Genomic DNA, 24,259 nt, shown 5'->3' with positions numbered 1-24,259 from the left:
CATGGCTGAAACCGCAACCATTGCCCGTCCCTACGCTGAGGCGCTGTTCCGCGTCGCCAGTGAATCGAGCGCAGGCAACCTGGGTGCATGGTCCGAGCTGGTGTCGGAAATGGGGCTAGTTGCCGCCAATGCCGACATGAAGGCGGTCGCCGACGATCCGAACGTTCCCGGCGACAAGCTGGCCGAACTGTTCCTGTCGGTGCTGAAGTCCCCGGTCAGCGACGAGGCACGCCGCTTCGTCAAGCTGCTGGTGGAGAACGGCCGCCTGACGGTGATGCCTGACATCGCCGAACAGTTCCATGCGCTCAAGAACGCCCGTGAAGGGTCGTCGGATGTCGAGATCACCAGTGCTTTTCCGCTGGAAGATGGTCAGCTGAACGACCTGGTCGCCGCACTCGAACGCAAGTTCGGCCGCAAGCTGTACGCGCAGGTGGCGGTGGACCCGTCCCTGATCGGCGGCGTCAGCGTCAAGGTTGGCGACGAAGTGCTCGACACCTCCGTGCGTGCGCGCCTGGCAGCCATGCAAACCGCGCTGACCGCCGCCTGAGCGGCAGTCCGACGGATTGAAGAATTAGGAGCATTGTGATGCAACTGAACCCCTCAGAAATCAGCGAGCTGATCAAGACCCGCATCTCGGGTCTTGGCGCCGAAGCTGAAGTGCGCAACACCGGCACGGTGATTTCCGTGACCGACGGTATCTGCCGCGTGCATGGCCTGTCCGGCGTGATGCAGGGCGAGATGCTGGAATTCCCCGGCAACACCTTCGGCCTCGCGCTGAACCTCGAGCGCGACTCGGTCGGCGCCGTGGTGCTGGGCGACTACGAACACATTTCCGAAGGCGACACGGTCAAGTGCACCGGCCGCATTCTGGAAGTGCCCGTTGGCAAGGAACTGCTGGGCCGCGTGGTGAACACGCTGGGCCAGCCGATCGACGGCAAGGGCCCGATCAACGCGAAGCAAACCGACGTGATCGAAAAGGTCGCGCCGGGCGTGATCGCGCGTCAGTCGGTGAGCCAGCCGGTGCAGACCGGCCTGAAGTCGATCGACTCGATGGTGCCGATCGGCCGTGGCCAGCGCGAGCTGATCATTGGTGACCGCCAGACCGGCAAGACCGCCGTTGCCGTGGACGCGATCATCAACCAGAAGGGCAAGGGCATGTACTGCGTGTACGTCGCCATTGGCCAGAAGGCTTCGACTATTGCCAACGTGGTGCGCAAGCTGGAAGAGCACGGCGCGATGGAATACACCGTCGTCGTGGCTGCTGCCGCTTCGGACTCGGCCGCCATGCAGTACCTGGCTGCCTACGCCGGCTGCACGATGGGCGAATACTTCCGCGACCGCGGTGAAGACGCGCTGATCGTTTATGACGACCTGACCAAGCAAGCCTGGGCCTACCGCCAGGTGTCGCTGCTGCTGCGCCGCCCGCCGGGCCGCGAAGCCTACCCGGGCGACGTGTTCTACCTGCACTCGCGTCTGCTGGAGCGTGCTGCCCGCGTGAACGAAGACTACGTCGAGAAGTTCACCGACGGCGCCGTCAAGGGCAAGACCGGTTCGCTGACCGCGCTGCCGATCATCGAAACGCAGGCTGGCGACGTGTCCGCGTTCGTGCCGACCAACGTGATCTCGATCACGGACGGCCAGATCTTCCTGGAAACCGACCTGTTCAACGCCGGTATCCGTCCCGCCATCAACGCCGGTATCTCGGTGTCGCGCGTGGGTGGTGCAGCACAGACCAAGGTGGTGAAGGGTCTGTCCGGCGGTATCCGTACCGACCTGGCCCAGTACCGTGAACTGGCTGCGTTCGCGCAGTTTGCTTCGGACCTGGACGATGCGACCCGCAAGCAGCTCGAGCGCGGCCGCCGCGTGACCGAACTGCTGAAGCAGGCGCAATACCAGCCGCAGCAAGTGTGGCAGCTGGCCGCTTCGCTGTTCGCCGCCAACAACGGCTTCCTCGACAATGTGGAAGTGAAGGACATCCTGCCGTTCGAGAAGGGCCTGCACGACCATCTGAAGACCAAGTACGCTGACCTCGTCAACCGCATCGAAGAGACCAAGCAGCTCTCGAAGGAAGATGAACCCGCCCTGCGTGCCGCCGTCGAGGATTTCAAGAAGTCCGCCGCGTTCTAACCACCGCGTGATTCCACGACATCCCTGCCGCGCCTGAGTAGTCAGGCGCGGCAGGGACTCGGACGGAGAGGAAGATATGGCCGGAACGAAAGAAATTCGAACCAAGATCAAGAGCGTGCAAAACACGCGCAAGATCACCAAGGCGATGGAAATGGTCGCCGCATCCAAGATGCGCAAGGCGCAGGAACGGATGCGCAATGCCCGCCCCTATGCCGAGAAAGTGCGCAACATCGCGGCGCACCTGGCTTCTGCCAACCCCGAGTTCAAGCACCCGTTCATGCAAGAGCGCGAAGTCAAGCGCGTCGGCATGATCGTGGTCACGACCGACAAGGGGCTGTGCGGCGGCCTGAACACGAACGTGCTGCGTGCGGTGACCAACGAGCTGAAGAGCCTGCAGGGTCGAGGCGTGGATGTGCAAGCCACTGCCATCGGCAGCAAGGGCATGCAATTCCTGAGCCGCATCGGCGCCAAGGTGGCCTCGAATGTGGTGCAGCTCGGCGACACCCCGCACCTGGAAAAGCTGATCGGCGCGATCAAGGTCCAGCTCGACGCATTCACCAACGGTGAAGTCGACGCGGTGTACCTGGCGTACACCAAGTTCATCAACACGATGAAGCAGGAACCGATGGTTGAGCAGCTTCTGCCGCTCGCCGCCGACAAGCTGTCGCAGACGGAAGAAGAGAAGCGCGCCTACTCGTGGGACTACATCTACGAGCCTGACGCGCAGACCGTGGTGGAAGAGCTGTTGGTCCGCTACGTCGAGGCGCTGGTGTACCAGGCCGTGGCCGAGAACATGGCGTCCGAGCAGTCGGCGCGCATGGTGGCCATGAAGGCAGCATCCGACAACGCGAAGAACGTGATCGGCGAACTGCAGCTGGACTACAACAAGACCCGGCAGGCAGCGATCACCAAGGAACTGTCGGAGATCGTCAGCGGCGCGGCAGCGGTCTGAGGCGTCAAGAATTCAAGCTATCGGAGATACGAAATGAGTATCGGAAATATTGTGCAGTGCATCGGCGCCGTGGTGGACATCGAGTTCCCGCGCGACGCGATGCCGAAGGTGTACGACGCGCTGGTGCTGGAAGACAGCGGCGAAACGTCGTTCGCCGAAAAGGGCCTGACGTTCGAAGTCCAGCAGCAGCTGGGCGATGGCGTGGTGCGTACCATTGCCCTCGGTTCGTCGGACGGCCTGCGCCGCGGCATGCCGGTGAAGAACACCGAAGCGCCGATCTCGGTGCCGGTGGGTCAGGGTACCCTGGGCCGCATCATGGACGTGCTGGGTCGCCCCATTGACGAAGCTGGCCCGATCGCTTCGGACGAGCGCCGCGCGATTCACCAGAAGGCACCGAAGTTCGACGAACTGTCGCCTTCGACCGACCTGCTCGAAACCGGCATCAAGGTGATCGACCTGATCTGCCCGTTCGCAAAGGGCGGCAAGGTGGGCCTGTTCGGTGGTGCTGGCGTGGGCAAGACCGTCAACATGATGGAGCTCATCAACAACATCGCCAAGCAGCACAGCGGTCTGTCGGTGTTCGCCGGCGTGGGCGAGCGTACCCGTGAAGGGAACGACTTCTACCACGAAATGAAGGAATCCAACGTGCTCGACAAGGTGGCCATGGTGTTCGGCCAGATGAACGAGCCGCCGGGCAACCGTCTGCGCGTGGCGCTTTCCGGCCTGACCATGGCCGAGAAGTTCCGCGACGAAGGCCGCGATATCCTGTTCTTCGTCGACAACATCTACCGCTACACGCTGGCTGGTACCGAAGTGTCGGCACTGCTGGGCCGTATGCCTTCCGCCGTGGGCTACCAGCCGACGCTGGCTGAAGAAATGGGCAAGCTGCAGGAGCGCATCACCTCGACCAAGACCGGCTCGATCACCTCGATCCAGGCCGTGTACGTGCCCGCGGATGACTTGACCGACCCGTCGCCGGCAACCACCTTCCTGCACCTGGACTCGACCCTGGTGCTGTCGCGTGACATCGCCGCTCTCGGTATCTACCCCGCAGTGGACCCGCTCGACTCGACCTCGCGCCAGATGGACCCGCAGGTTGTGGGCCAGGAGCACTACACCGTTGCGCGCGCAGTGCAGCAGACCCTGCAGCGCTACAAGGAACTGCGCGACATCATCGCGATTCTGGGCATGGACGAACTGTCGCCGGAAGACAAGATGGCCGTGAACCGCGCGCGCAAGATCCAGCGTTTCCTGTCGCAGCCGTTCCACGTGGCCGAAGTGTTCACGGGTTCGCCGGGCAAGTACGTGCCGCTGAAGGAAACCATCCGTGGTTTCAAGATGCTGGTGGACGGCGAGTGCGATCACCTGCCCGAGCAGGCGTTCTACATGGTCGGCTCGATCGACGAAGCCTTCGAGAAGGCCAAGAAGATCCAGTAAGCCTTGTTTCGATGCCCCCGCTTTGGCGGGGGCGGCGGTGCATCGCGCCAAGCGGTGCAGCCGCCAGAAGCGAAGCGATTGGAGAAAGGATCAGATATGGCAACCATTCTTGTAGACGTCGTCAGCGCGGAAGCGTCGATCTTCTCCGGCCAGGCGAAGTTCGTGGCGCTGCCGGGCGAGTCGGGTGAGCTGGGCATCCTGCCGGGCCACACGCCGCTGATCACGCGCATCCAGCCGGGTGCGGTGCGCATCGAGAAGGAAGACGGCAGCGAAGAGTTCGTATTCGTTGCCGGCGGCATTCTCGAAGTGCAGCCCAAGCACGTCACCGTGCTGGCCGACACCGCTATCCGCGGTGGCGACCTGGACGAAGCCAAGGCCCAGGAAGCCAAGCGCGCGGCCGAAGAGCTGATGCAGAACCAGAGCAGCGACCTCGACCTGGCACGTGCCCAGAGCGAGCTCGCCGTGGCGGCTGCGCAGCTGGCTGCCATTGCCCGCCTGCGTCGTAAGAAGTAACGGCTTCGGTAGTCCTGTCGCGATGTTGTTTTTTCGATGCGACATTTAAAAAAAGGCAGCCGCGAGGCTGCCTTTTTTGTGGGCACAGCGATATGCTTTCGTCCTGCCTGGACAAAAAAAAGCGCGCGGGCCGGGGAGGCTCCGCGCGGACGGGAAAATCCCTTCGAGGGGTCAATTCGAAGGAACGGGTTCGGTCCAGGTGACAATCAAGGCGCATCGGATACCTGGTATCCGCAACAGGCTGCAAAGGCCACGCGCTAAAACGGTCTTCCTGGTGTTCCGGTCCAGCGGCAATTTTGCTGGATCGGAAAATCGGGTTGCTGCAAGAAACGCTACAAAAAGGCTTTCTTCACCACGCCCCTTTAGGTCTGCACAGCAATCTTTGCTGGGGCGCCGCACCCCGGACAGCGGGTGTGTCAATGCATTGTGGGGGAAACTCCCCGGCATGGCAGTAACAAAATGTATCGTTTTGCAAGAAGTTGAAAGCCACTGGCACCAATGCCCGCCGTGCGCGCCACTTTTGTGCAAGTTACGAGCAAGTTTGCCGTTGTAACGTGCCGATAGCGTATCATTCCCGGCTTGTTTTTCGTGTTCGCTCTCGCACCATGTCCATGTGGCGATTCGCGGTTACGATTTGATACGTCCCCAGCGCTGGCCCGCCTCGGGCCGACGGAAGCCGGACAGTTATCCCCGGTTATCCTGCAGTTGTTCAGCCGTTATCCCAAGATTTATCCCGCAGTTATTCACAGTTTCACAGCCGGAGCCGCAATGCACCCAGAGATGCAGCCAGCGATACATGCCATGCTGGCGATGAAGACCGTGGCCGTGGTCGGCCTGTCGGACCGGCCGGAGCGCCCCAGCAATGAGGTGGCGGAATTCCTGCAGGGTCACGGCTTCCGTATCGTGCCGGTGAATCCACGCCACGCTGGCGAGCGCATCCTTGGCGAAACCTGTCACGCCAGTCTGCAGCAGGCGGCCGAGGCGATGGCCGCCAGCGGCGCACGCATCGAGTGGGTCGACATCTTCCGCCGTGCCGAGGATACGCCCGCGGTGGTCGATGACGCCATCGCCATCGGCGCGCGCGGGGTCTGGCTGCAGCTTGGCATCGTCAACGATGAAGCCGTGCGCCGCGCCGCCGCCGCGGGACTGCTGGCGGTCCAGGACTGCTGCAGCAAGATCGAGCTGACGCGCGCACTGGCGGCGCCGCGCTAGGTTGCCCAAGGCGCGCTCAGCCGCGCCGGCACTGGCCCGTTTTCGTTTTTACAAGCCCTCGCAACCATGGCCATCGATCCCGAACTGACCGCCTACTATCGCCGCCTGGCCGAGCGCTATGCCGGCGCGCCCGTGGCTGCCGACGCCGCCGCGCGCCGTACCCGCTTTGCCGAGATCGCCGCGGCTTCGCAGCTGCCGGACCCCGAGGGCATCGCCGTGCGGGACCTGCAGATCCCGCTGGCGGGCCGCACCCTTGACGCGCGCCTGTTCCAGCCGCAAAGCGAGGCCCGGCCGCGGCTGATCGTGTACTTCCATGGGGGCGGCTGGGTCATCGGCTCGCTCCAGACCCACCATACCGTGGCGGCATTGCTCGCCGCGGATACCGGTTGCGCGGTGGTCAGCGTCGACTACCGGCTGGCGCCCGAGCATCCATTCCCCGCGCCTTGCGAAGACGCCATGGAAGCGGTGGCGTGGCTGGCGGGCCAGCGCGAGGCGCTGGGCCTGGCACCAGCCTTCCTGGCGCTGGCCGGCGACAGCGCGGGTGGCCATCTGGCGGCGCAGGCCGCACAGCAGCTTAACGGCGGCAACGCGGTGCGGGTCGACGCCCAACTGCTGATCTACCCCGTCGCGGCGCCGGTACTGGCCACGGAAAGCTATCGGGCCTTTGCCGACGGTCCCGGCCTGACGCGCGACGAAATGGCATGGTTCTGGACCCAGTTCATCGGCGCCGGGGCTCTTGCGGAAGGAGTGGCGCATGCCGACCCGCGCGTGCACCTGATGGCCTCAGCGCCGGTTCGGCCGCCCGCGACGGTGATCGTGGTCGCGGCCCACGACGTGTTGCGCGACGATGGTCTGGCCTACGCCGACTTCCTGGTGCGCCACGACGCCGCGGTGATCACCATCGAGGCCAGTGGCATGGTCCATGGCTTCGCGCGGCTGCAGCCGGAAGCCCAGCGTGCGCGCGAATGGATGCGGCGTGCCGCCGATGCCTTCCGCGACCTGCTCGACGACGCCTGAGCGTGGCCGCAGCGCATCGGGCCCATACCCTGAAGCGCCGGCACGCTTCGCCCATCCCTTAGAATGGCGGTCTTACGAGGATGACCATGACCGCACTGCAGAACGATACCTTCCTGCGCGCGCTGCGCCGCCAGCCCACCGAATACACGCCGCTGTGGCTGATGCGCCAGGCAGGCCGCTACCTGCCCGAGTACAACGCCACGCGCGCGCGCGCCGGCAGCTTCCTCGGGCTGGCCAAGAACCCGGGCTACGCCACCGAGGTGACCCTGCAGCCGTTGGACCGCTATCCGCTGGACGCGGCCATCCTGTTCTCCGACATCCTGACCGTGCCCGATGCCATGGGCCTCGGCCTCTCGTTCGCCCAGGGCGAAGGCCCGCGCTTCGCGCATCCGCTGCGCTCCGAAGCCGACGTGCAGAAGCTGGCCGTACCCGACATGTCCTCGTTGCAATACGTGTTCGACGCGGTCAGCGAGATCCGCCGCGCGCTGGTGCAGGACGGCCGCCAGCGTGTGCCGCTGATCGGCTTCTCGGGCAGCCCGTGGACGCTGGCGTGCTACATGGTCGAAGGCGGCAGCTCGGACGACTTCCGCACGGTCAAGGCAATGATGTATGGCCGCCCGGACCTGATGCACCGCATCCTCGAAATCAACGCGCAGGCCGTCTCTGCATACCTGAACGCCCAGATCGAGGCGGGCGCGCAGGCAGTGATGATCTTCGACACCTGGGGCGGCGCGCTCGCCGACGGCATGTACCAGGCGTTCTCGCTGGCCTATATGCGCCGCGTGCTTGCCGGACTGAAGCGCGAGCACGCCGGCGAGCAGGTGCCGGCGATCGTCTTTACCAAGGGCGGCGGACTGTGGCTGGAAGCGCTGGCCGATACCGGTGCCGACGCGATCGGGCTGGACTGGACCGTCAACCTGACCGAGGCGCGCCGCCGTACCGGCGGGCGCGTGGCCCTGCAGGGCAATATCGACCCCACCGTGCTGTTCGCGCCCGAAGCGGCGATCCGCGAGCAGGTGCGTGGCGTGCTGGACAGCTACGCCGCGGGCGGCGGCAGCGATGGCCACGTGTTCAACCTCGGCCACGGCATCTCGCAGTTCACGCCGCCCGAGCATGTCACCGTGCTGGTCGACGAAGTGCATGCCTACAGCCGCAAGCTGCGCGACGCGCAGTAGTGACCCGCGTGATATGCGCCGCGGCCGTTGGGCTCGCGGCGCCCCGCGCTGCAGCGAAACGCGCCGGCGCGTACCCGGTGATGCGGGAGCCGCGCCGTTACGCCTGTCAAGTTAACTTTTTCGCCAGCATTCGCCAAAAAGGTGCTCGGAGTTGATTCTCGGGGCTTGACTTATGCACACCGATAGGTTTGCCGCAGTGCAAGAGAGGGTAATGCCTTAACCTATCCGGGGGATGTTTGCAAGGTCTTGATTTTTAAGGCTTTGGAAGATTTGCAAAGCGTGGGCCGATGCCAGTGGATCCCTTGATTTCCGGGCCTTCCGGGCGCTCCCGAGCGACTTTTCAACAAAGTTATCCACAGGGGCGATGGAATTAGTGGAAAACCAGTCATCTATCATCGACTTAGGGCCACATTTGAAGTTTTACTTTAAGTTGATGTTGCGCCGCACACAAAAACGCCTGCGGCCGCCGTGCTGCCGCCCAAAGCACAGCGATCGTGCGACTGGCGTGCACCAGGTCGGGTCCGATGGCGGACGATAGCGGCGCCAACGCCATATTGCGGGGCGACCCGGCCATCGCCCTGCCGATCGTCCGTGTAGCGCTGGATACACCCGCCGACGATTGCTTCGACTACCTGGCGACGCCCGAGGTCGCGACCGGCGACCTCGTCGTGGTGCCATTTGGCCGTCGCAGCCTGGTTGGCGTAGCCGTGGAGCGCGCTGCCACCTCCGATGTGCCGCCCGACCGGCTGCGCCCGGTGGCGCAGCGCCTGGACTGGATGCCGCCGTTGCCGACCGACTGGATCGCGCTGGCCGCGTTTGCGGCGCGATATTACCAGCGCCGCCTGGGCGAGGTCATGCTCCCTGCGCTGCCGCCGGCGTTGCGTGAAGCCGACAGTTGGCCGGGCCTGGCACAGCGTGCCCGCACCGACGAATATCGCCTGCTGCCCGGGCATGTGGATAACTTGCTGGCCGCCGTGCCGCCGCGCGCGCGCAGCGTGCGGGCGCTGGCGCAGGCGCTCGCCGAACGCGCGGCCGTCGGCACGCCAATGGCGCTGGCCGATGCGCGCGCGCTGTGCGCGGCGGCACCGGCCCGGCTGGCCGAATGGCAGGCCGCCGGCTGGGTCGAAGCCGATCGCACCGCGCGGCTGCTGCTGCCGACTGCGCCGATGCAGGCGCCGTCCGCGGCCCCTGCCTTGCATGACGAGCAGCGCGCCGCGGTGCAGGCGATCGCCGAAGCGCAGGGTTTCTCCCCGTTCCTGCTGCACGGCGTTACCGGCAGCGGCAAGACCGAGGTCTACCTGCACGCCATGCAGGCCGTGCTGGAGCGCGACCCGCACTCCCAGGTGCTGATGCTGGTTCCAGAGATCAACCTGACACCGCAGTTGCAGACGCGCATCGCCGCGCGTTTCCCGCACCTGCCGCTGGCGGTGCTGCACAGCGGCCTGGCCGACCAGGAGCGCAGCCTGCAGTGGCTGGCCGCGCATCGCGGCGAGGCCCGGATCGTGCTGGGCACGCGCATGGCCGTGATGGCGTCGCTGCCGGCACTGGCACTGATCGTGGTCGATGAGGAGCACGATACGTCCTACAAGCAGCAGGAAGGGCTGCGCTACTCGGCCCGCGACCTGGCGGTGTGGCGGGCCAAGCAGCGCGGCATCGCCGTCGTGCTGGGTTCGGCCACGCCGTCGATGGAAACCTGGTGGCGGGCGGGGCAGGGCACTTACCGCAAGCTGGTGCTGCGCGAGCGCGCCCAGGCGGATGCCGCGTTGCCAACCGTGCGGCTGGTCGACCTGAACCATGAGCGGCAGCGCCAGCGCGCGCTGTTCGAAGGCCTGTCGGTGCCGCTGCTGGAAGCGATCGACGCCCGCCTGGCGCGCGGCGAGCAGAGCCTGCTGTTCCTGAATCGCCGCGGCTACGCGCCGGTGATTGCCTGCGACAGCTGCGGCTGGTTGTCCGGCTGCCCGCGCTGCTCGGCGTACCTGGTGCTGCACCGGCCCGAGCGGCGCCTGCGCTGCCACCACTGCGGGCTGGAGGCCCCGGTGCCGCACCACTGCCCGGATTGCGGCAATGTCGATATCGCGCCGCTCGGCCGCGGCACCCAGCGCATCGAGGAAGCGCTGGCGGCACGCTTCCCGCAGGCGCGCATCGCCCGCATCGACGCCGACTCGACCCGGCGCAAGGGCAGCGCGCAGGCGATGTTCGATGAAGTCCACGCCGGCGAAGTCGACATCCTGGTGGGCACCCAGATGGTCGCGAAGGGCCATGACTTCCAGCGCGTGACGCTGGTCGGCATCGTGCACCCGGACGCCGCCATGTTCAGCCACGATTTCCGCGCCGCCGAGCACCTGTTCGCGTCGCTGATGCAGGTGGCGGGGCGCGCCGGACGCGCCGGGCTGCCGGGCGAGGTGCTGATCCAGACCCGCTACCCGGATACCCCGGCATTGCAGGCGCTGACGCGCCATGACTATGATGGATTCGCGGCCAGCCAGTTGCGAGAGCGGCGCCAGGCCGGGTTGCCCCCGTTCTGCTTCCAGGTGCTGGTCACCGCGGAGCACGGCGAGCTGGAGCGGGCGCTGCAGTTCCTGCAGGCAGCGCGGCGGCACGCCGATTCGTGCCGGATGGCGGCCGAGGTGCAACTGCACGACCCGGTGCCCATGTCGATGGTGCGCATCGCCAACCGCGAGCGCGCCCAGATGCTGGTCGAGGCGACCTCAAGGCCGGCACTGCAACGGTTCATGGCTGAGTGGGTACAGACTTTCGCAGAGGTAGGAACGGAGGTGAAGGGGGTGCGCTGGCAGCTGGAAATCGACCCGCTCCGGATATGAAGCGACAGCGGCGGGCTGCGCAGGTGCAACCCATTTTTCAGGGTTAACGCTAGGGTTGCACAAGGTTGCACCTTGAGGTTTTTCGGGAGTAAGATCGCGCCAGCTCACAGGCTGCGGCCGGTCGTGCGTCCATGCCTGCGGCATCGGCGCGGCGGTACCGGCGGCGCCCCAGTTTTCGGAGAACTGCCCGCATGGCCACCACCACTCTCGGCGTCAAGCTCGACGACGCCTCGCGCGATCGCCTCAAGCGTGTCGCCCAATCCATCGACCGCACGCCGCACTGGCTGATCAAGCAGGCCATCTTCACTTACCTGGAGCAGGTCGAGCGCGGGCACCTGCCGCACGAGACCAGCGCCGCCGGCTCGGCCGACTCCGATGGTTCCGACGCCCCCGACCTGGTCGCCGCCGACGGCGCGCCGCAGCCGTTCCTGGAATTCGCGCAGAGCATCCAGCCCCAGTCGGTGCTGCGTGCCGCCATCACCTCAGCCTACCGTCGTCCCGAGACCGACTGCGTGCCGGTGCTGCTGGAGCAGGCACGCCTGCCGCAGCAGCAGGCCGAGGCAGCCATCAAGATGGCCAAGAAGCTGGCCACCGCGCTGCGCGAACAGAAGGTTGGAACTGGCCGCGAAGGCTTGGTGCAGGGCCTGATCCAGGAATTCTCGCTGTCGTCGCAGGAGGGCGTGGCGCTGATGTGCCTGGCCGAGGCGCTGCTGCGCATTCCCGACAAGGCCACTCGCGATGCGCTGATCCGCGACAAGATCAGCGGCGCCAACTGGCAGTCGCACCTGGGCCAGAGCCCGTCGCTGTTCGTCAACGCCGCCACCTGGGGCCTGCTGCTGACCGGCAAGCTGGTCGCCACGCATACCGAATCGGGCCTGACCAAGGCGCTCACGCGCATCATCGGCAAGGGCGGCGAGCCGCTGATCCGCAAGGGCGTGGACATGGCGATGCGCCTGATGGGCGAGCAGTTCGTCACCGGCGAGACCATTTCCGAGGCGCTCGCCAACGCGCGCAAGTACGAGGCGCAGGGCTTCCGCTACTCCTACGACATGCTCGGGGAAGCGGCCATGACCGAGGACGATGCCGCACGCTACCTGGCTTCGTACGAGCAGGCCATCCATGCCATCGGCCAGGCTTCGCGCGGTCGTGGCATCTATGAAGGCCCGGGCATTTCGATCAAGCTGTCGGCGCTGCATCCGCGCTACAGCCGCGCCCAGCACGAGCGCGTGATCGGCGAGCTGTACGAGCGCCTGAAGTCGCTGACGCTGCTGGCCCGCCAGTACGACATCGGCATCAATATCGATGCCGAGGAAGCCGACCGGCTGGAGATCTCGCTCGACCTGCTCGAACGCCTGTGCTTCGAGCCCGAGCTGGCCGGCTGGAACGGCATCGGCTTCGTGGTGCAGGGCTACCAGAAGCGCTGCCCGTTCGTGATCGACTACCTGATCGACCTGGCCCGCCGCAGCCGCCACCGCCTGATGATCCGCCTGGTCAAGGGCGCCTACTGGGACAGCGAGATCAAGCGCGGCCAGGTGGAAGGACTGGAGGGCTACCCGGTCTACACGCGCAAGGTCTACACCGATGTGTCGTATGTCGCCTGCGCGCGCAAGCTGCTGTCGGTGCCGGACGCGATCTATCCACAGTTCGCGACGCACAACGCGCACACGCTGTCGGCCATCTACCAGATCGCCGGCCACAGCTACTACCCCGGCCAGTACGAGTTCCAGTGCCTGCACGGCATGGGCGAGCCGCTGTACGACCAGGTGGTCGGCCCGACCGCCGACGGCAAGTTCAACCGCCCATGCCGGATCTACGCGCCGGTCGGCACGCATGAGACGCTGCTGGCCTACCTGGTGCGCCGCCTGCTGGAGAACGGCGCCAACACCTCGTTCGTAAACCGCATCGCCGACGACACCATCTCGCTGGACGAGCTGGTGGCCGATCCGGTTGCCGTGGTCGAGGCCATGCACCGTGACGAAGGCACGCTGGGCCTGCCGCATCCGCGCATCCCGTCGCCGCGCACGCTGTACGGCAAGAGCCGTCCCAACTCGGCCGGCATCGACCTGGCCAATGAACACCGGCTGGCGTCGCTGTCGTCGGCGCTGCTGGCCGGCACCAGTGAGCGCCAGGTTGCCGAGCCGATGCTGGGCGCGGAGGTGCCGCGCGCGGCCGACGCCATCACCACGCCCGTGCTGAACCCCGCCGACCACCGCGACGTGGTCGGCCAGGTCACCGAAGCCAGCCAGGCCGACGTCGACGCCGCGCTGCAGGCAGCCGTCAATGCCGCGCCGATCTGGCAGGCGACGCCGCCGGACGTGCGCGCCGCCGCGCTGGAGCGCGCCGCCGACCTGATGGAAGCGCAGATGCAGTCGCTGATGGGCATCATCATGCGCGAGGCCGGCAAGACCTTCTCCAACGCCATCGCCGAAGTGCGCGAGGCGGTGGACTTCCTGCGCTACTACGCCGCCGAGATCCGCCGCGGCTTCGACAACGAGACTCACCGCCCGCTGGGCCCGGTGGTGTGCATCAGCCCGTGGAACTTTCCGCTGGCGATCTTCACCGGCCAGGTCGCCGCGGCGCTGGCCGCAGGCAACCCGGTGCTGGCCAAGCCCGCCGAGCAGACCCCGCTGATCGCCGCCGCCGCGGTGAAGCTGCTGCGCGAAGCCGGCGTGCCGGCCGGCGCGGTGCAGCTGCTGCCGGGCCGCGGCGAGACCGTCGGCGCCGCGCTGGTGGGCGATGCCCGCGTCAAGGGCGTGATGTTCACCGGCTCGACCGAGGTCGCGCGCATCCTGCAACGCAATGTCGCCGGCCGTCTCGACGCCGCCGGCCGCCCGATCCCGCTGATCGCCGAGACCGGCGGCCAGAACGCGATGATCGTCGACTCCTCGGCGCTGGCCGAGCAGGTGGTCGGAGACGTGGTCAACTCGGCCTTCGACTCGGCCGGCCAGCGCTGCTCGGCGCTGCGCGTGCTGTGCCTGCAGGAGGACGTGGCCGACCGCGTGCTGGAAATGCTCAAGGGCGCGATGCAGGAACTGACCATGGCCAACCCGGATCGCCTGTCGACCGACGTCGGCCCGGTGATCGACGAAGAGGCGCGCGCCAACATCGTGCGCCATATCGACGCCATGCGTGCGAAGGGCCGCCGCGTCCACCAGGCCGATCCCAATGCCGCGCAGGGCGCCAGCTGCCGCAACGGCACCTTCGTGCCGCCGACGCTGATCGAGCTGGACAGCATCGAGGAACTGAAGCGCGAGGTGTTCGGCCCGGTGCTGCACGTGGTGCGCTTCCCGCGCGCGGCGCTCGACACCATGGTCAGCCAGATCAACGGCACCAACTACGGCCTGACGCTGGGCATCCATACCCGCATCGACGAGACCATCTCGTTTATCGTCAGCCGCGCCCATGTGGGCAACCTGTACGTGAACCGCAATATCGTCGGTGCCGTGGTCGGCGTGCAGCCGTTCGGCGGCGAGGCGCTGTCGGGCACCGGTCCCAAGGCGGGCGGCCCGCTGTACCTGCACCGGCTGCTGTCCGTGTGTCCGCAGGACGCGGTGGCACGCAGCGTACGCGCGGCCGACGTGACCAACCACGCCGAGGCGGTCGGCCCGGACGATGAAGCCGTGCGCGCCGCCGAAGCCTTCCGCAACTGGGCCGGCACCGAGCTGCCCGCGGTCGCCGACGCCTGCGCGCGATTTGCCGAGGCATCGCCGTCGGGCCTGGCAGTGACCCTGGCCGGCCCCACCGGCGAGCGCAACACCTACACGCTGCTGCCGCGCGAACACGTGCTGTGCCTGGCCGCGCAGGAGGCCGACCTGGCGCTGCAGCTGGGCGCCGTGCTGACCGTCGGCGCGCGCGCCGTATGGCCGGAAACCCCCGTTGCGCGGGGGCTGTTTGCGCGCCTGCCTAAGGGCGTACAATCGCGCGTCCGCATGGTGGCTGACTGGACTGCCGCGGACATCGCCATCGATGCGGTGCTGCACCACGGCGACTCCGACCAGCTGCGCACGGTGTGCGAGCAGGTGGCGGCGCGCCCGGGGCCGATCATCGGCGTGCAGGGGCTGGCGCAGGGCGAGCCGACCGTCGCGCTCGATCGCCTGCTGATCGAGCGCTCGCTGTCGGTCAACACCGCTGCCGCGGGCGGCAATGCAAGTTTGATGACGATCGGCTGAGGCATTCTCGGACGACGCGTCTTGTCGAAGCGCGCACCGGTGGCGGCGATCCTGCCCCGGCGCGCATACCAAGGAGGGCGCGGCACTGCCAGGCCGCGCCTAGAAAAATACGCCGCCCAGGGCGCCATACCGGCACCACGCGGCACAGAGTGGCACCAATTGGGACCCAAGGAGATCTGATGAGCTCGACATTCCACAAGACGGCACTGACCGTTGCCCTGACCCTGGCCGGCCTGACCGGCGCCTCCGCCGCCTTCGCGCAGGCGCAGGAAATCAAGCTGGGCTACGCCGGCCCGATGACCGGCGGCCAGGCCCAGTATGGCAAGGACATGCAGAACGGCATCGTCCTCGCGATCGAGGACATGAACGCCACCAAGCCCAAGATCGGCGGCAAGGAAGTCAAGTTCGTGCTGGTCTCCGAAGACGACCAGGCCGACCCCAAGACCGGCTCGGTGGTCGCGCAGAAGCTGGTCGATGGCGGCATCCAGGGCATGCTCGGCCATTTCAACTCGGGCACCACCATTCCGGCGTCGATGGTCTACAACCGCGCCGGCATTCCGCAGATCGCCATGGCGACCGCGCCGGAATACACCAAGCAGGGATTCAAGACCACCTTCCGCATGATGACTTCCGACACCCAGCAGGGTTCGGTGATCGGCGCCTACGTGGTGAAGAAGCTGGGTGCGAAGAACATCGCCATCGTCGATGACCGCACCGCCTACGGCCAGGGCCTGGCCGACGAGTTCGAGAAGGCCGCCAAGGCCGCCGGCGGCAAGATCGTGCGCCGCGAGTTCACCAACGACAAGGCGGTGGACTTCAAGGCCGTGCTGACCAACATCAAGCGCAGCAACCCGGACATCATCTTCTACGGCGGCGCCGAGACCCAGTCCGCGCCGATGGCCAAGCAGGTCAAGGAACTGGGCATCAAGGCCCCGCTGGTGTCGGGCGAGATGTCCAAGACCGACAACTTCCTGAAGCTGGCCGGTCCTGCCGCCGAAGGCACCGTGGTGTCGCTGGCCGGCCTGCCGCTGGACCAGATGCCGGGCGGCGCCGCCTACGAGAAGAAGTACGAGAAGCGCTTCGGCTCCAAGGTGCAGACCTACTCGCCGTACTCGTATGACGGCGCCACCGCGATGATGACCGCGATGGTCAAGGCTGGTTCGGCCGATCCGGCGCGCTACCTGCCGGTGCTGGCCGCGACCAGCATGCAGGGCGTGACCACCAAGACGCTGGCCTATGACGGCCGCGGCGACCTGAAGGACGGCGGCATCACCGTCTACAAGGTGGTGGGCGGCAAGTGGACCGTGCTGGAAACGGTCGGCGGCAAGTAAGCAATCAGTGCCCGCCAGGCAGGACGCCACCCTCGGGTGGCGTTTTGTTTATGTGCAATGGCTTAAAGAAAGCGGCCGCCGTGCCGATGGTTGTCCGGATGCGGATCGCCCTCATGGCGCATAATCCCGCACTCGCTTACCAAAAATGCAGAAGGAGCAGTACGTGTCCGTGCCGGAAGTCAGCTACGACCACGCCATCGAGCTTGCCAACCAGGGCCGCTTTGCCGACGCCCTGCAGATCGCCGACCAGCTTGCGCAGGCCCGGCCCGAGGTGGTCGATTTCGTCACGCTGCGCGCGCGGCTGCACTTCGACAACGGCGATGCCGCCGCGGCGCTTGCCGTGCTGGACGAGGCACTCGCGCGGCTGGACAGCCTGCCGCTGCAGCCGCCGCACCGCTGGGCCTCGCGCGGCGTGATCGCGCACCGCTACGGCGCCATGCTGATGAGCCTGGGCCGCGACGCCGAGGCGCGCCCGTGGCTGCATGAGGCCGCGCAGCGCAGCGGATTGCTGTCGGGCGAATGGCCGGCGCATTTCCACGCCGGCCTGGCCGCGCTGCGCATGAACGACATGGCTGCCGCGGCGCGCTACTGGCACGACCTGATGTTCCGCAATCCCGACCTGGGCGCGGAAGACATCGCGCCGCTGGTGCAGGACTACATTGCCCGCGCCGAGGGCGCCGGCGTGCCGGTGGAGCCGCTGATGCGCGTCTGCCTGGGGCGCGTGGCGCTGGACAACCCGCACCTGCTGCAGCTCGACGCCGATGCCGGCGACGCGCTCGCCGCCGACCAGGCCGCCCGCGTGCTGGCCGAACATCCCGACCACCCCGAGGCGCGCCGGCTGCGCGCGCCGCTGCGCTGGGGCGTGGGCGACACGCAGGGCGCGCTCGACGACCTGGCCGTCTACCTGCGCCAGGTGGCCGACCCGCAGGCCCAGGTACGCGAACTGGCCTGGCGCCATCAACTGGCCAAGGCCGGCGCGCAGGATGCCGAACGCGAGCCCTGGCAGCGCTTCGCCATCACCGACAAGTCCGACGACGGCGCCGCCTACTACCGCGCCGCCATGGCGCTGGGCGAGTTCATCGATGAAGTCCCCGCCGCCGAGGCGGCGCTGCGCCCCGCGCTGGTGGCCGCGTGCCGCCATGGCGTGAGGTGCTACGACCACTATTTCGCCACCGGCCAGGGCGATGCCGCCGGGCACGGCGGCAATGCCGATCCGCACGTGTATTCATTGTTGTGCCGGCTGCTGGCGCGCAGCCTGCCTGCCGATGCCGCGCACCTGGAAGAGCGCATCGCGCTGCATCGCCAGGGCATGGCCGCCAGCGAGTTCATCGACCACTGGATCGACCTGCTCGACTGCCATGCCGGCGCGGGCCAGCACGGCAAGGTGGTCGAGCTGGCCGGCGAAGTGCTCAATCGCTATCCGCTCGAGCGCAACCCGGCCGATGTCACCTGGGCCTTCAGCCGCCTGATCGCGGCCTGGAAGTCCATGGGCGGCGCCGAGCCGGCCGAGGCGGCGCGCGCCGCGATGGCGCACATGGACGCGCGCCTGGATGCGCTGCCGGTAGAGGCCCGCAGCGAGGCCGCGCACCCGATGGCGCATGCGCGCGCTCACTTCGCCGCGCTTCTGCAGGCACAGATGGCGCGCATGGACGAGCATGACCGAGCCGACGCGCTGGCCGAGATCGAGGGCCAGCAGCGCCGCGCGCTGCTGGTCGAGGATGCCTGGCTGTACAACCGCTTCGGCCTGCTGTGGCGCGAGCTGGGCGAACCGGAGCGCGCGCTGCCGATGTTCGAGCAGGCGGTCGCGCTGACCGAGGGCGATCCCGAGGACCAGGCCGGGCCGCGCCTCCAGCGCGGCCTGGTCCACAACGCCTCGCGGCGCCATGAAGCGGCCATGGCGGACTTCGCCGCCGCCTTTGCCGTGCGCGACGACTGGGATGCCGAGGTATGCCTGCGCGTGGTCGAGTCGGCACTCGGGCTGCAGCAGCGCGAGACGGCGCTGGCTTACTTTGAAAAGGCCCGGGCACGCGGCGCCGCGCAGGGCGCCACGCGCACTTTGTACACGCAGGTCGAGACGGCGCTGAAGTCAACTCGCCCGCGCTGGAAGGTCTGGGGCGTCTGATGCGTCGCACGGGTGTGCGGACGCGCTGAGTTCCGCACAAAATGTAAAAAACGCCATCCAGAAGATGGCGTTTTTTGCGCGAACTTGACCGAAGTTCGTAAGGCGTTTGGTACGGTGTCGGACAATCACTGACATGGATTGTGATGTGCTTACATTACCATGTCGACCATGAACGGACTGAGCCAACTATTCCCAACTCTTCCCCTCGCCCCAGGCGGCTTGTTCTGGGTCGGGCTCGCGCTGGTAGGCGCGGGCCTGGCGGGGGAAGTCAGCCGCCGCTGGCTGCGCTGCCCGCGCATCGTGGGCTATGCCGTCGCCGGGCTGTTCGCCGGCATGCTCGGGCGCGGCATCGTCGACGAGAACATGATCAACCAGACCCGTATCCTGATCGATATGGCGCTGGCGCTGGCCCTGTTCGAACTCGGGCACCGGCTGTCGCTGACCTGGCTGCGCGCCAACCGCTGGCTGCTGCTGACCAGCGCCTTCGAAAGCGTGCTGACCTGGGGCCTGGTCGCGGCGGTGCTGCAATGGATCGGCGCCTCGCCCGGCGTGGCGATCCTGGCCGGCGGCATTGCCGTCAGCACCTCGCCCACCATCGTGCTGCAGCTCAAGAACGAACTGCGTGCCGAGGGCCAGGTCACCGAGCGGCTGATGGCAATGGCGGCGCTGAACAGCATCTACGCTGCCGTGATCGTGCAGGTGGCCACCGGCTGGCTGCATTCCGAATACGGCAACCTGGGCGCCGCCCTGCTGCACCCGCTCTACCTGCTGGTGGGCTCGTGCCTGCTGGCATGGGTGGTGGGCAAGGTCGGCCACGTGATCTATGAGCGCATGTCGGCCGATGATCACTACAGCTTCCTGGTGCTGGTGGGCCTGGTGCTGTTCACGCTGGCGCTGACCCGGGTACTAAAATTGTCGATGCCGCTGACGCTGCTGCTGGCCGGCGTGGTGTTCAAGCACCAGGACAGCCAGCCGCACGTCTGGCCGCCGCACTTCGGCAGTGCCGGCAGCCTGCTGATCATCGTGATGGTGGTGTCGCTGGGCCTGCCGCTGACCGCGCATGACTGGGCCGTGGGCGGCGTCTATGCCATCGTGCTGGTGCTGCTGCGCCACCTCGCCAAGTTTGCCGGCGTGATGTCGCTGGGATCGTTCTCGGGCCTGAGCATGCGCCAGTGCATGGCACTGGGGCTGGCGCTGGCGCCGATGTCGGGGCTGGCCTACCTGCTGATGAGCGACGTCGCGCGCATCTACCCCGGCACCGGACAGCCGCTGGCCGCTATCATCCTGTGCGCGCTGGCGATCGAACAACTGCTCGGCCCGGTGTTGGCAGCGTGGGCGCTGCGCTTCGCCGGCGAATCCCGGGCCAATGGAGGAGGGCGCTGATGTCGCTCGAATCGTTCAAGCAATCCGAGGCACTGACCTTCGGCGTGGAGCTGGAGCTGCAGCTGGTCAACCGCCACGACTATGACCTGGCGCCGTTCGCGCCCGACCTGCTGCGCGCACTCAAGGGCGCCGAGCATGCCGGCGACATTAAGCCGGAAATCAGCCCGTCGATGATCGAGATCAGCACGGGCATCTGCCACAGCTACCAGCAGGCGCTGGACGAGCTGACCACCATGCGCAACCTGATGGTGGCCGCCTCGCGCTCGCTCAACCTGGGCATTTCCGGCGGCGGCACGCATCCGTTCATGCAATGGGCCGACCGCACCATCTCGGACTCGCCGCGCTACCAGTACATCTCCGAGCTGTATGGCTACCTGGCCAAGCAGTTCACCGTATTCGGCCAGCACGTGCATATCGGCTGCCCGAGCGCGGACGAGTCGCTGTTCCTGCTGCACGCCATCGGCCGCTACGTGCCGCACTTCGTTGCGCTGGCGGCGTCGTCGCCGTATGTGCAGGGTGTCGATACCGGCTTTGCCTCGGCGCGCCTGAATTCGGTCGCGGCGTTCCCGATGAGCGGGCGCGCGCCCTTCCTGCTGACGTGGGACGCCTTCACCGCGTATTTCGAGAAGATGCGCAATACCGGCGTGATCGAGAGCATGAAGGACTTCTACTGGGATATCCGGCCCAAGCCGGAATTCGGCACCATCGAGGTCCGCGTGATGGACACGCCGCTGACGGTGCAGCGCGCCTGCGATATCGCCGCGTATATCCAGATGCTGGCGCGCTACCTGTTGTTGTCGCGCCCGTTCATGCCGCAGGAAGACGACTACCTGGTGTACACCTTCAACCGCTTCCAGGCGTGCCGCTTCGGGCTGGATGGCGAATATGTGCATCCCAACGAGCTGACCCGGATGCCGATCGCCGACCACATCCTCTCGATCTGCGATGCACTGGTGCCGCATGCAGAGGCATTGGGTTCGCTGGACGCGCTGGCCAATATCCGCGCGCTGGCCGAGCGCCGCGACGGCGATGCGGAATGGCTGCGCCAGACCGATGCCGACGCGCGCAGCCAGCGCGAGACCGTGCGCAAGGCCTGCGAGCGCTGGGCGGCGTAACACACCGCCCGTCGCCTAACCGCTGAACCGGCACTTACTTCACGCTGTAGCCGCGCCCTTGCATGCACGCGGACCAGGCCTGGTAGTACGAACCCATCGCCTGGCTGGTGTTGGCCTGCGCCTGCTGGTTGGCGGCGTTGGCCTGGCGCCGCGATTGCCGGTGCGCCACGCCGCCTGCCACCGTACCCGTTGCAGCGCCGACCGCCGCGCCTTTGCCGGCATCGCCCGCCATCGCCCCCACCACTGCGCCGGCAGCGGCGCCCCCCGCGGCACCGCGCACGCGCTGGCCGCTTTGCGGCTGCGCCGGGGGCGGTGCCGCGGCGGCCTGGGCGGGATCGACACCGCTCTGCTGCTTGGCCCAGCTGTAGCAGGCACCGTCGTCGCTGGCCTGCTGCTGCTGGCTCTGGCCCTTGGCCGGGTAGGCCACCGGCTTGCCTTGCGCGAGTGCCTGGACCGGGGCCAGCACCAGGGCGGCCGCCAGTACGCCCAGGCCGCGGTACAGCGTGCAGTTTTGCCTTCGCTTCATGATCGATCCCCCGCGGTTGCCGGCCGCGCCACCGTGTGCGGTGGCGGCCGTGTCTGAAGGCCAGTATTGCAGCCGGCGTGGCGAAGTCAATGCATCGTTTCAACGCGCCGGACCGGCTGGCGCCGATGCGTGCACCGCAGGTGCCCGGCAGCGCACGCGCGCATCAGCGGGACGCGGGCGGCGACAGCAGGAACGCGAGCGCGTTGCGCCACCATGCCTCGTCGACGTACCCGGTCCAGTCGTTGTGCCCGGCGTGGTCGATCACGGCCAGGCGGCGGGGTTCGTCCAGCGCTTCATAGAGCGCCTTGCCGAGCCGCGGCGGCACGATGCTGTCGCGTTCGGCTACGACCACCATGACCGGGCGGCCAAAGGCGGCCAGGTGGCTCACGCTATCGTAACGGTCGCGCAGCAGCCATCCGGTCGGCAGCCATGAGTAGTGGTGTGCGGCGACGTGGGCGAGCTTGTCCCATGGCGTGATCAGCAGCACGGCATCGACGTGCTCGCGCTGGCGCGCCGCGGCGGCCGCCGCAACCCCGGCGCCGAGCGATTCGCCGACCAGTAGCAGCGGGCCGTCGAACTGGCGCCGGGCCAGCGCAATCGCCTGCCCGGCATCGTCGACGAAGCTGCGCTCGCCAAGCGCGCCGTCGCGCGGGCCATAGCCGGGGTATTCGGCCAGGATCACGCGAATGCCCAGCCGCGTCAGCACGCTGGCGTAGTAGCCGCGATGGCCGGCGTGCCCGGCATTGCCGTGGAAGACGATGGCGGTGGCGCGGACGGGACCGTGCGGCTCGGCCAGCAGGCCGCGGAAATCATCCGGACCCGGCCATGCGCGCAGTCCCGGAGCAACCATATCGTCGACCGAGGCCCTGTCGGGAAAGTAGAGAAAACGATCCTGCAGCATCAGGATGCCTCCCAGCAGGACCGCGCCCGCCAGCAGCCAGCGCAGCAGGCGCCGCGCCGGCGCGGATCGTGCCGCGGGCAGCGCGGTGGCCGGCATGGCGCGTGCGCTAGGCGCCGGCGAGCACCGGTTCGCACCGCACCTCGGTCCGGACCGAACTGGCGATAAAGCAGGCATCGTGCGCGGCATGGTGCAGGCGCTCCAGCTCGTCGCGGGTGGGTTCGCGCTCGCCGGAGAAAGTGACCTGGGGGCGCAGGGTCACCACTGTCATCGCCATCTGGCCTTCGCGGTTCTTTTCCATCACGCCGGTGGCGGCATCGACATAGCGGTCGACGACAAAGCGCTGCTTCGCCGCCAGCGACAGGAACCACAGCATATGGCAGCTCGACAGCGAGGCGATGAACATCTCTTCCGGGTCGACCGCGCTGGCGTCCGACATCGGCAACGGCACCACATGGGGCGACGACGAGCCCGGGACTTCGGCGCCGCCGTCGAAGCGCAGCACGTGCCTGCGGCTGTAGCGGTTGCCGGTGAAATCCTGCCCGTCGCGTTGCCACAGGACTTCGGCGGTATATACGGACATGCGGTTGACTCCCAAGGTTGGAATGCTTCAGGCGCCGTGCGGCACGCTCTCGCCGTCGCGCAGGCCCAGGCGCTGGTTCGCCGGCACCGCGATATCGATCAGCCTGGGCCGCGGCAGGTTCAGGTTGCGCATCATCTCGATGAACTCCTCGCGCGTGCGGCCGGATACGCGGCTGTTGTGCGCGCGCTCATGGCCGATGGTCGAGCAGGTCTGGCCCTTGTAGTCGTGCGCGGGATAGACCCGGGTGTCGTCGGGCAGCGCGAACAGCTTGCGGGTCAGGCTGTCGTACAGCGTGCCGGCATCGCCCGACTGGAAATCGGTGCGGCCGCAGCCGTCGATCAGCAGCGCATCGCCCGTGAAGACGCGGCGCACGATGCCTTCGGAGGTGGACTCTTCCCACAGGTAGCTCATGCTGCCGGCGGTATGGCCGGGCGTATGGATCGCGCGCAGCACCTGCTTGCCGAATGCGACAGTGTCGCCGTCGATCAGTTGCTTCTGTGCCGGCTTGATATCGCAGCCCGACGGCGCCGCGGTGTGCGCGCCGGTCTGCATGGCCAGGTGGCCGGCCGAGGTGATGTGGTCGGCGTGGGCGTGAGTCTCGATGATCCAGGCCAGGTGTGCGCCGGTATCCTTGACCAGAGCCAGGTCGCGTTCGAGCTGGTGGTCGACCGGGTCGATCAGCAGCGCCTCCTTCGTTTCCGCATCGATCAGCAGGTACGTGAAGGTTGACGAGGCATCGTCAAAGAGCTGGTGGAAGGTCTGCATGGCGGGCCCTCTTGTTCTGCAGTCGGGGAACGCCGCAATGATACGCCGCAAACCATGCACGATGTACGACGGATTTCTCCCTTCTCCCGCGCGCGTGATAGGGGAGAAAACC

At 67.2% G+C, this 24,259-nt stretch carries 18 protein-coding genes; 14 read left to right on the top strand and 4 right to left on the bottom strand.

Annotated features, from left to right (window positions below; genetic code table 11):
• Position 1: 1 nt before the first annotated feature.
• The 14 genes from E1J61_RS31905 (at position 2) to E1J61_RS31840 (ending at position 21,375) form a co-directional block, all read left to right on the top strand.
• A complete protein-coding gene (locus E1J61_RS31905; protein WP_133097851.1) occupies positions 2-547 on the top strand; it encodes a F0F1 ATP synthase subunit delta in 546 nt (181 codons plus the stop codon).
• A 38-nt stretch (positions 548-585) separates the two neighbouring features.
• Positions 586-2,127 carry a F0F1 ATP synthase subunit alpha gene (atpA, locus tag E1J61_RS31900; RefSeq protein WP_133097850.1) on the top strand — a complete coding sequence of 514 codons (1,542 nt, stop codon included), beginning with the start codon at positions 586-588 and terminating at the stop codon, positions 2,125-2,127.
• Between the two features lie 76 nt (positions 2,128-2,203).
• On the top strand, positions 2,204-3,079 hold the full coding sequence (gene atpG / locus E1J61_RS31895) for a F0F1 ATP synthase subunit gamma (protein ID WP_133097849.1): 876 nt from the start codon (positions 2,204-2,206) through the stop codon (positions 3,077-3,079).
• A 33-nt stretch (positions 3,080-3,112) separates the two neighbouring features.
• Positions 3,113-4,516 (top strand): F0F1 ATP synthase subunit beta, encoded by a 1,404-nt coding sequence (gene atpD / locus E1J61_RS31890; RefSeq protein WP_133097848.1) that lies wholly within the window; start codon positions 3,113-3,115, stop codon positions 4,514-4,516.
• 96 nt (positions 4,517-4,612) lie between these two features.
• Positions 4,613-5,029 (top strand): F0F1 ATP synthase subunit epsilon, encoded by a 417-nt coding sequence (locus tag E1J61_RS31885; protein ID WP_010811262.1) that lies wholly within the window; start codon positions 4,613-4,615, stop codon positions 5,027-5,029.
• A gap of 768 nt (positions 5,030-5,797) precedes the next feature.
• Positions 5,798-6,241, top strand: a complete 444-nt coding sequence (locus E1J61_RS31880; RefSeq protein WP_133097847.1) for a CoA-binding protein — start codon at positions 5,798-5,800, stop codon at positions 6,239-6,241.
• A 66-nt stretch (positions 6,242-6,307) separates the two neighbouring features.
• Positions 6,308-7,258, top strand: a complete 951-nt coding sequence (locus E1J61_RS31875; protein WP_133097846.1) for an alpha/beta hydrolase — start codon at positions 6,308-6,310, stop codon at positions 7,256-7,258.
• Positions 7,259-7,338: 80 nt separating this feature from the next.
• The gene (gene hemE, locus E1J61_RS31870; RefSeq protein ID WP_133097845.1) at positions 7,339-8,433 is read left to right on the top strand and encodes a uroporphyrinogen decarboxylase; all 1,095 of its coding nucleotides are present in this window, start codon (positions 7,339-7,341) and stop codon (positions 8,431-8,433) included.
• A gap of 524 nt (positions 8,434-8,957) precedes the next feature.
• Positions 8,958-11,255 carry a primosomal protein N' gene (locus E1J61_RS31865; RefSeq protein ID WP_133097844.1) on the top strand — a complete coding sequence of 766 codons (2,298 nt, stop codon included), beginning with the start codon at positions 8,958-8,960 and terminating at the stop codon, positions 11,253-11,255.
• Between the two features lie 191 nt (positions 11,256-11,446).
• Positions 11,447-15,424, top strand: a complete 3,978-nt coding sequence (gene putA / locus E1J61_RS31860) for a trifunctional transcriptional regulator/proline dehydrogenase/L-glutamate gamma-semialdehyde dehydrogenase (protein ID WP_133097843.1) — start codon at positions 11,447-11,449, stop codon at positions 15,422-15,424.
• Between the two features lie 179 nt (positions 15,425-15,603).
• Positions 15,604-16,755, top strand: coding sequence for a branched-chain amino acid ABC transporter substrate-binding protein (locus E1J61_RS31855; protein ID WP_133097842.1), 1,152 nt, complete (start codon positions 15,604-15,606; stop codon positions 16,753-16,755).
• 163 nt (positions 16,756-16,918) lie between these two features.
• Positions 16,919-18,877 (top strand): tetratricopeptide repeat protein, encoded by a 1,959-nt coding sequence (locus tag E1J61_RS31850; RefSeq protein WP_133097841.1) that lies wholly within the window; start codon positions 16,919-16,921, stop codon positions 18,875-18,877.
• Between the two features lie 159 nt (positions 18,878-19,036).
• Positions 19,037-20,260: a cation:proton antiporter gene (locus E1J61_RS31845; RefSeq protein ID WP_165971590.1), complete on the top strand. Its 1,224-nt coding sequence runs from the start codon at positions 19,037-19,039 to the stop codon at positions 20,258-20,260.
• Complete coding sequence (locus E1J61_RS31840) at positions 20,260-21,375, top strand: YbdK family carboxylate-amine ligase (protein WP_133097839.1); 1,116 nt, start codon at positions 20,260-20,262, stop codon at positions 21,373-21,375. Before E1J61_RS31845 ends, E1J61_RS31840 begins: the two co-directional genes overlap by 1 nt.
• Positions 21,376-21,409: 34 nt before the next feature.
• Here the strand turns inward: E1J61_RS31840 and E1J61_RS31835 are convergent, their stop codons facing one another.
• The 4 genes from E1J61_RS31835 to E1J61_RS31820 all read right to left on the bottom strand — a co-directional run bounded on the left by E1J61_RS31835 (position 21,410) and on the right by E1J61_RS31820 (position 24,147).
• The gene (locus E1J61_RS31835) at positions 21,410-21,901 is read right to left on the bottom strand and encodes a YMGG-like glycine zipper-containing protein (RefSeq protein WP_133097838.1); all 492 of its coding nucleotides are present in this window, start codon (positions 21,899-21,901) and stop codon (positions 21,410-21,412) included.
• 163 nt (positions 21,902-22,064) lie between these two features.
• The gene (locus E1J61_RS31830) at positions 22,065-22,898 is read right to left on the bottom strand and encodes an alpha/beta hydrolase (protein ID WP_133097837.1); all 834 of its coding nucleotides are present in this window, start codon (positions 22,896-22,898) and stop codon (positions 22,065-22,067) included.
• Positions 22,899-22,908: 10 nt separating this feature from the next.
• Positions 22,909-23,382, bottom strand: a complete 474-nt coding sequence (locus tag E1J61_RS31825; RefSeq protein WP_133097836.1) for an OsmC family protein — start codon at positions 23,380-23,382, stop codon at positions 22,909-22,911.
• 27 nt (positions 23,383-23,409) lie between these two features.
• Positions 23,410-24,147 carry an MBL fold metallo-hydrolase gene (locus E1J61_RS31820; protein ID WP_133097835.1) on the bottom strand — a complete coding sequence of 246 codons (738 nt, stop codon included), beginning with the start codon at positions 24,145-24,147 and terminating at the stop codon, positions 23,410-23,412.
• Positions 24,148-24,259 lie beyond the last annotated feature (112 nt).

The organism is Cupriavidus sp. L7L (assembly GCF_004353535.1).
GTDB classification, from domain to species: domain Bacteria; phylum Pseudomonadota; class Gammaproteobacteria; order Burkholderiales; family Burkholderiaceae; genus Cupriavidus; species Cupriavidus oxalaticus_A.
This window is presented reverse-complemented; position numbering and strand designations above follow the sequence as displayed.

Coding starts and splice junctions, on each gene's coding strand:
- E1J61_RS31905 (WP_133097851.1), top strand. CDS start 2: ATGGCTGAAACCGCAACCATTGCCCGTCCCTACGCTGAGGCGCTGTTC.
- atpA (WP_133097850.1), top strand. CDS start 586: ATGCAACTGAACCCCTCAGAAATCAGCGAGCTGATCAAGACCCGCATC.
- atpG (WP_133097849.1), top strand. CDS start 2,204: ATGGCCGGAACGAAAGAAATTCGAACCAAGATCAAGAGCGTGCAAAAC.
- atpD (WP_133097848.1), top strand. CDS start 3,113: ATGAGTATCGGAAATATTGTGCAGTGCATCGGCGCCGTGGTGGACATC.
- E1J61_RS31885 (WP_010811262.1), top strand. CDS start 4,613: ATGGCAACCATTCTTGTAGACGTCGTCAGCGCGGAAGCGTCGATCTTC.
- E1J61_RS31880 (WP_133097847.1), top strand. CDS start 5,798: ATGCACCCAGAGATGCAGCCAGCGATACATGCCATGCTGGCGATGAAG.
- E1J61_RS31875 (WP_133097846.1), top strand. CDS start 6,308: ATGGCCATCGATCCCGAACTGACCGCCTACTATCGCCGCCTGGCCGAG.
- hemE (WP_133097845.1), top strand. CDS start 7,339: ATGACCATGACCGCACTGCAGAACGATACCTTCCTGCGCGCGCTGCGC.
- E1J61_RS31865 (WP_133097844.1), top strand. CDS start 8,958: ATGGCGGACGATAGCGGCGCCAACGCCATATTGCGGGGCGACCCGGCC.
- putA (WP_133097843.1), top strand. CDS start 11,447: ATGGCCACCACCACTCTCGGCGTCAAGCTCGACGACGCCTCGCGCGAT.
- E1J61_RS31855 (WP_133097842.1), top strand. CDS start 15,604: ATGAGCTCGACATTCCACAAGACGGCACTGACCGTTGCCCTGACCCTG.
- E1J61_RS31845 (WP_165971590.1), top strand. CDS start 19,037: ATGTCGACCATGAACGGACTGAGCCAACTATTCCCAACTCTTCCCCTC.
- E1J61_RS31840 (WP_133097839.1), top strand. CDS start 20,260: ATGTCGCTCGAATCGTTCAAGCAATCCGAGGCACTGACCTTCGGCGTG.
- E1J61_RS31835 (WP_133097838.1), bottom strand. CDS start 21,901: ATGAAGCGAAGGCAAAACTGCACGCTGTACCGCGGCCTGGGCGTACTG.
- E1J61_RS31830 (WP_133097837.1), bottom strand. CDS start 22,898: ATGCCGGCCACCGCGCTGCCCGCGGCACGATCCGCGCCGGCGCGGCGC.
- E1J61_RS31825 (WP_133097836.1), bottom strand. CDS start 23,382: ATGTCCGTATATACCGCCGAAGTCCTGTGGCAACGCGACGGGCAGGAT.
- E1J61_RS31820 (WP_133097835.1), bottom strand. CDS start 24,147: ATGCAGACCTTCCACCAGCTCTTTGACGATGCCTCGTCAACCTTCACG.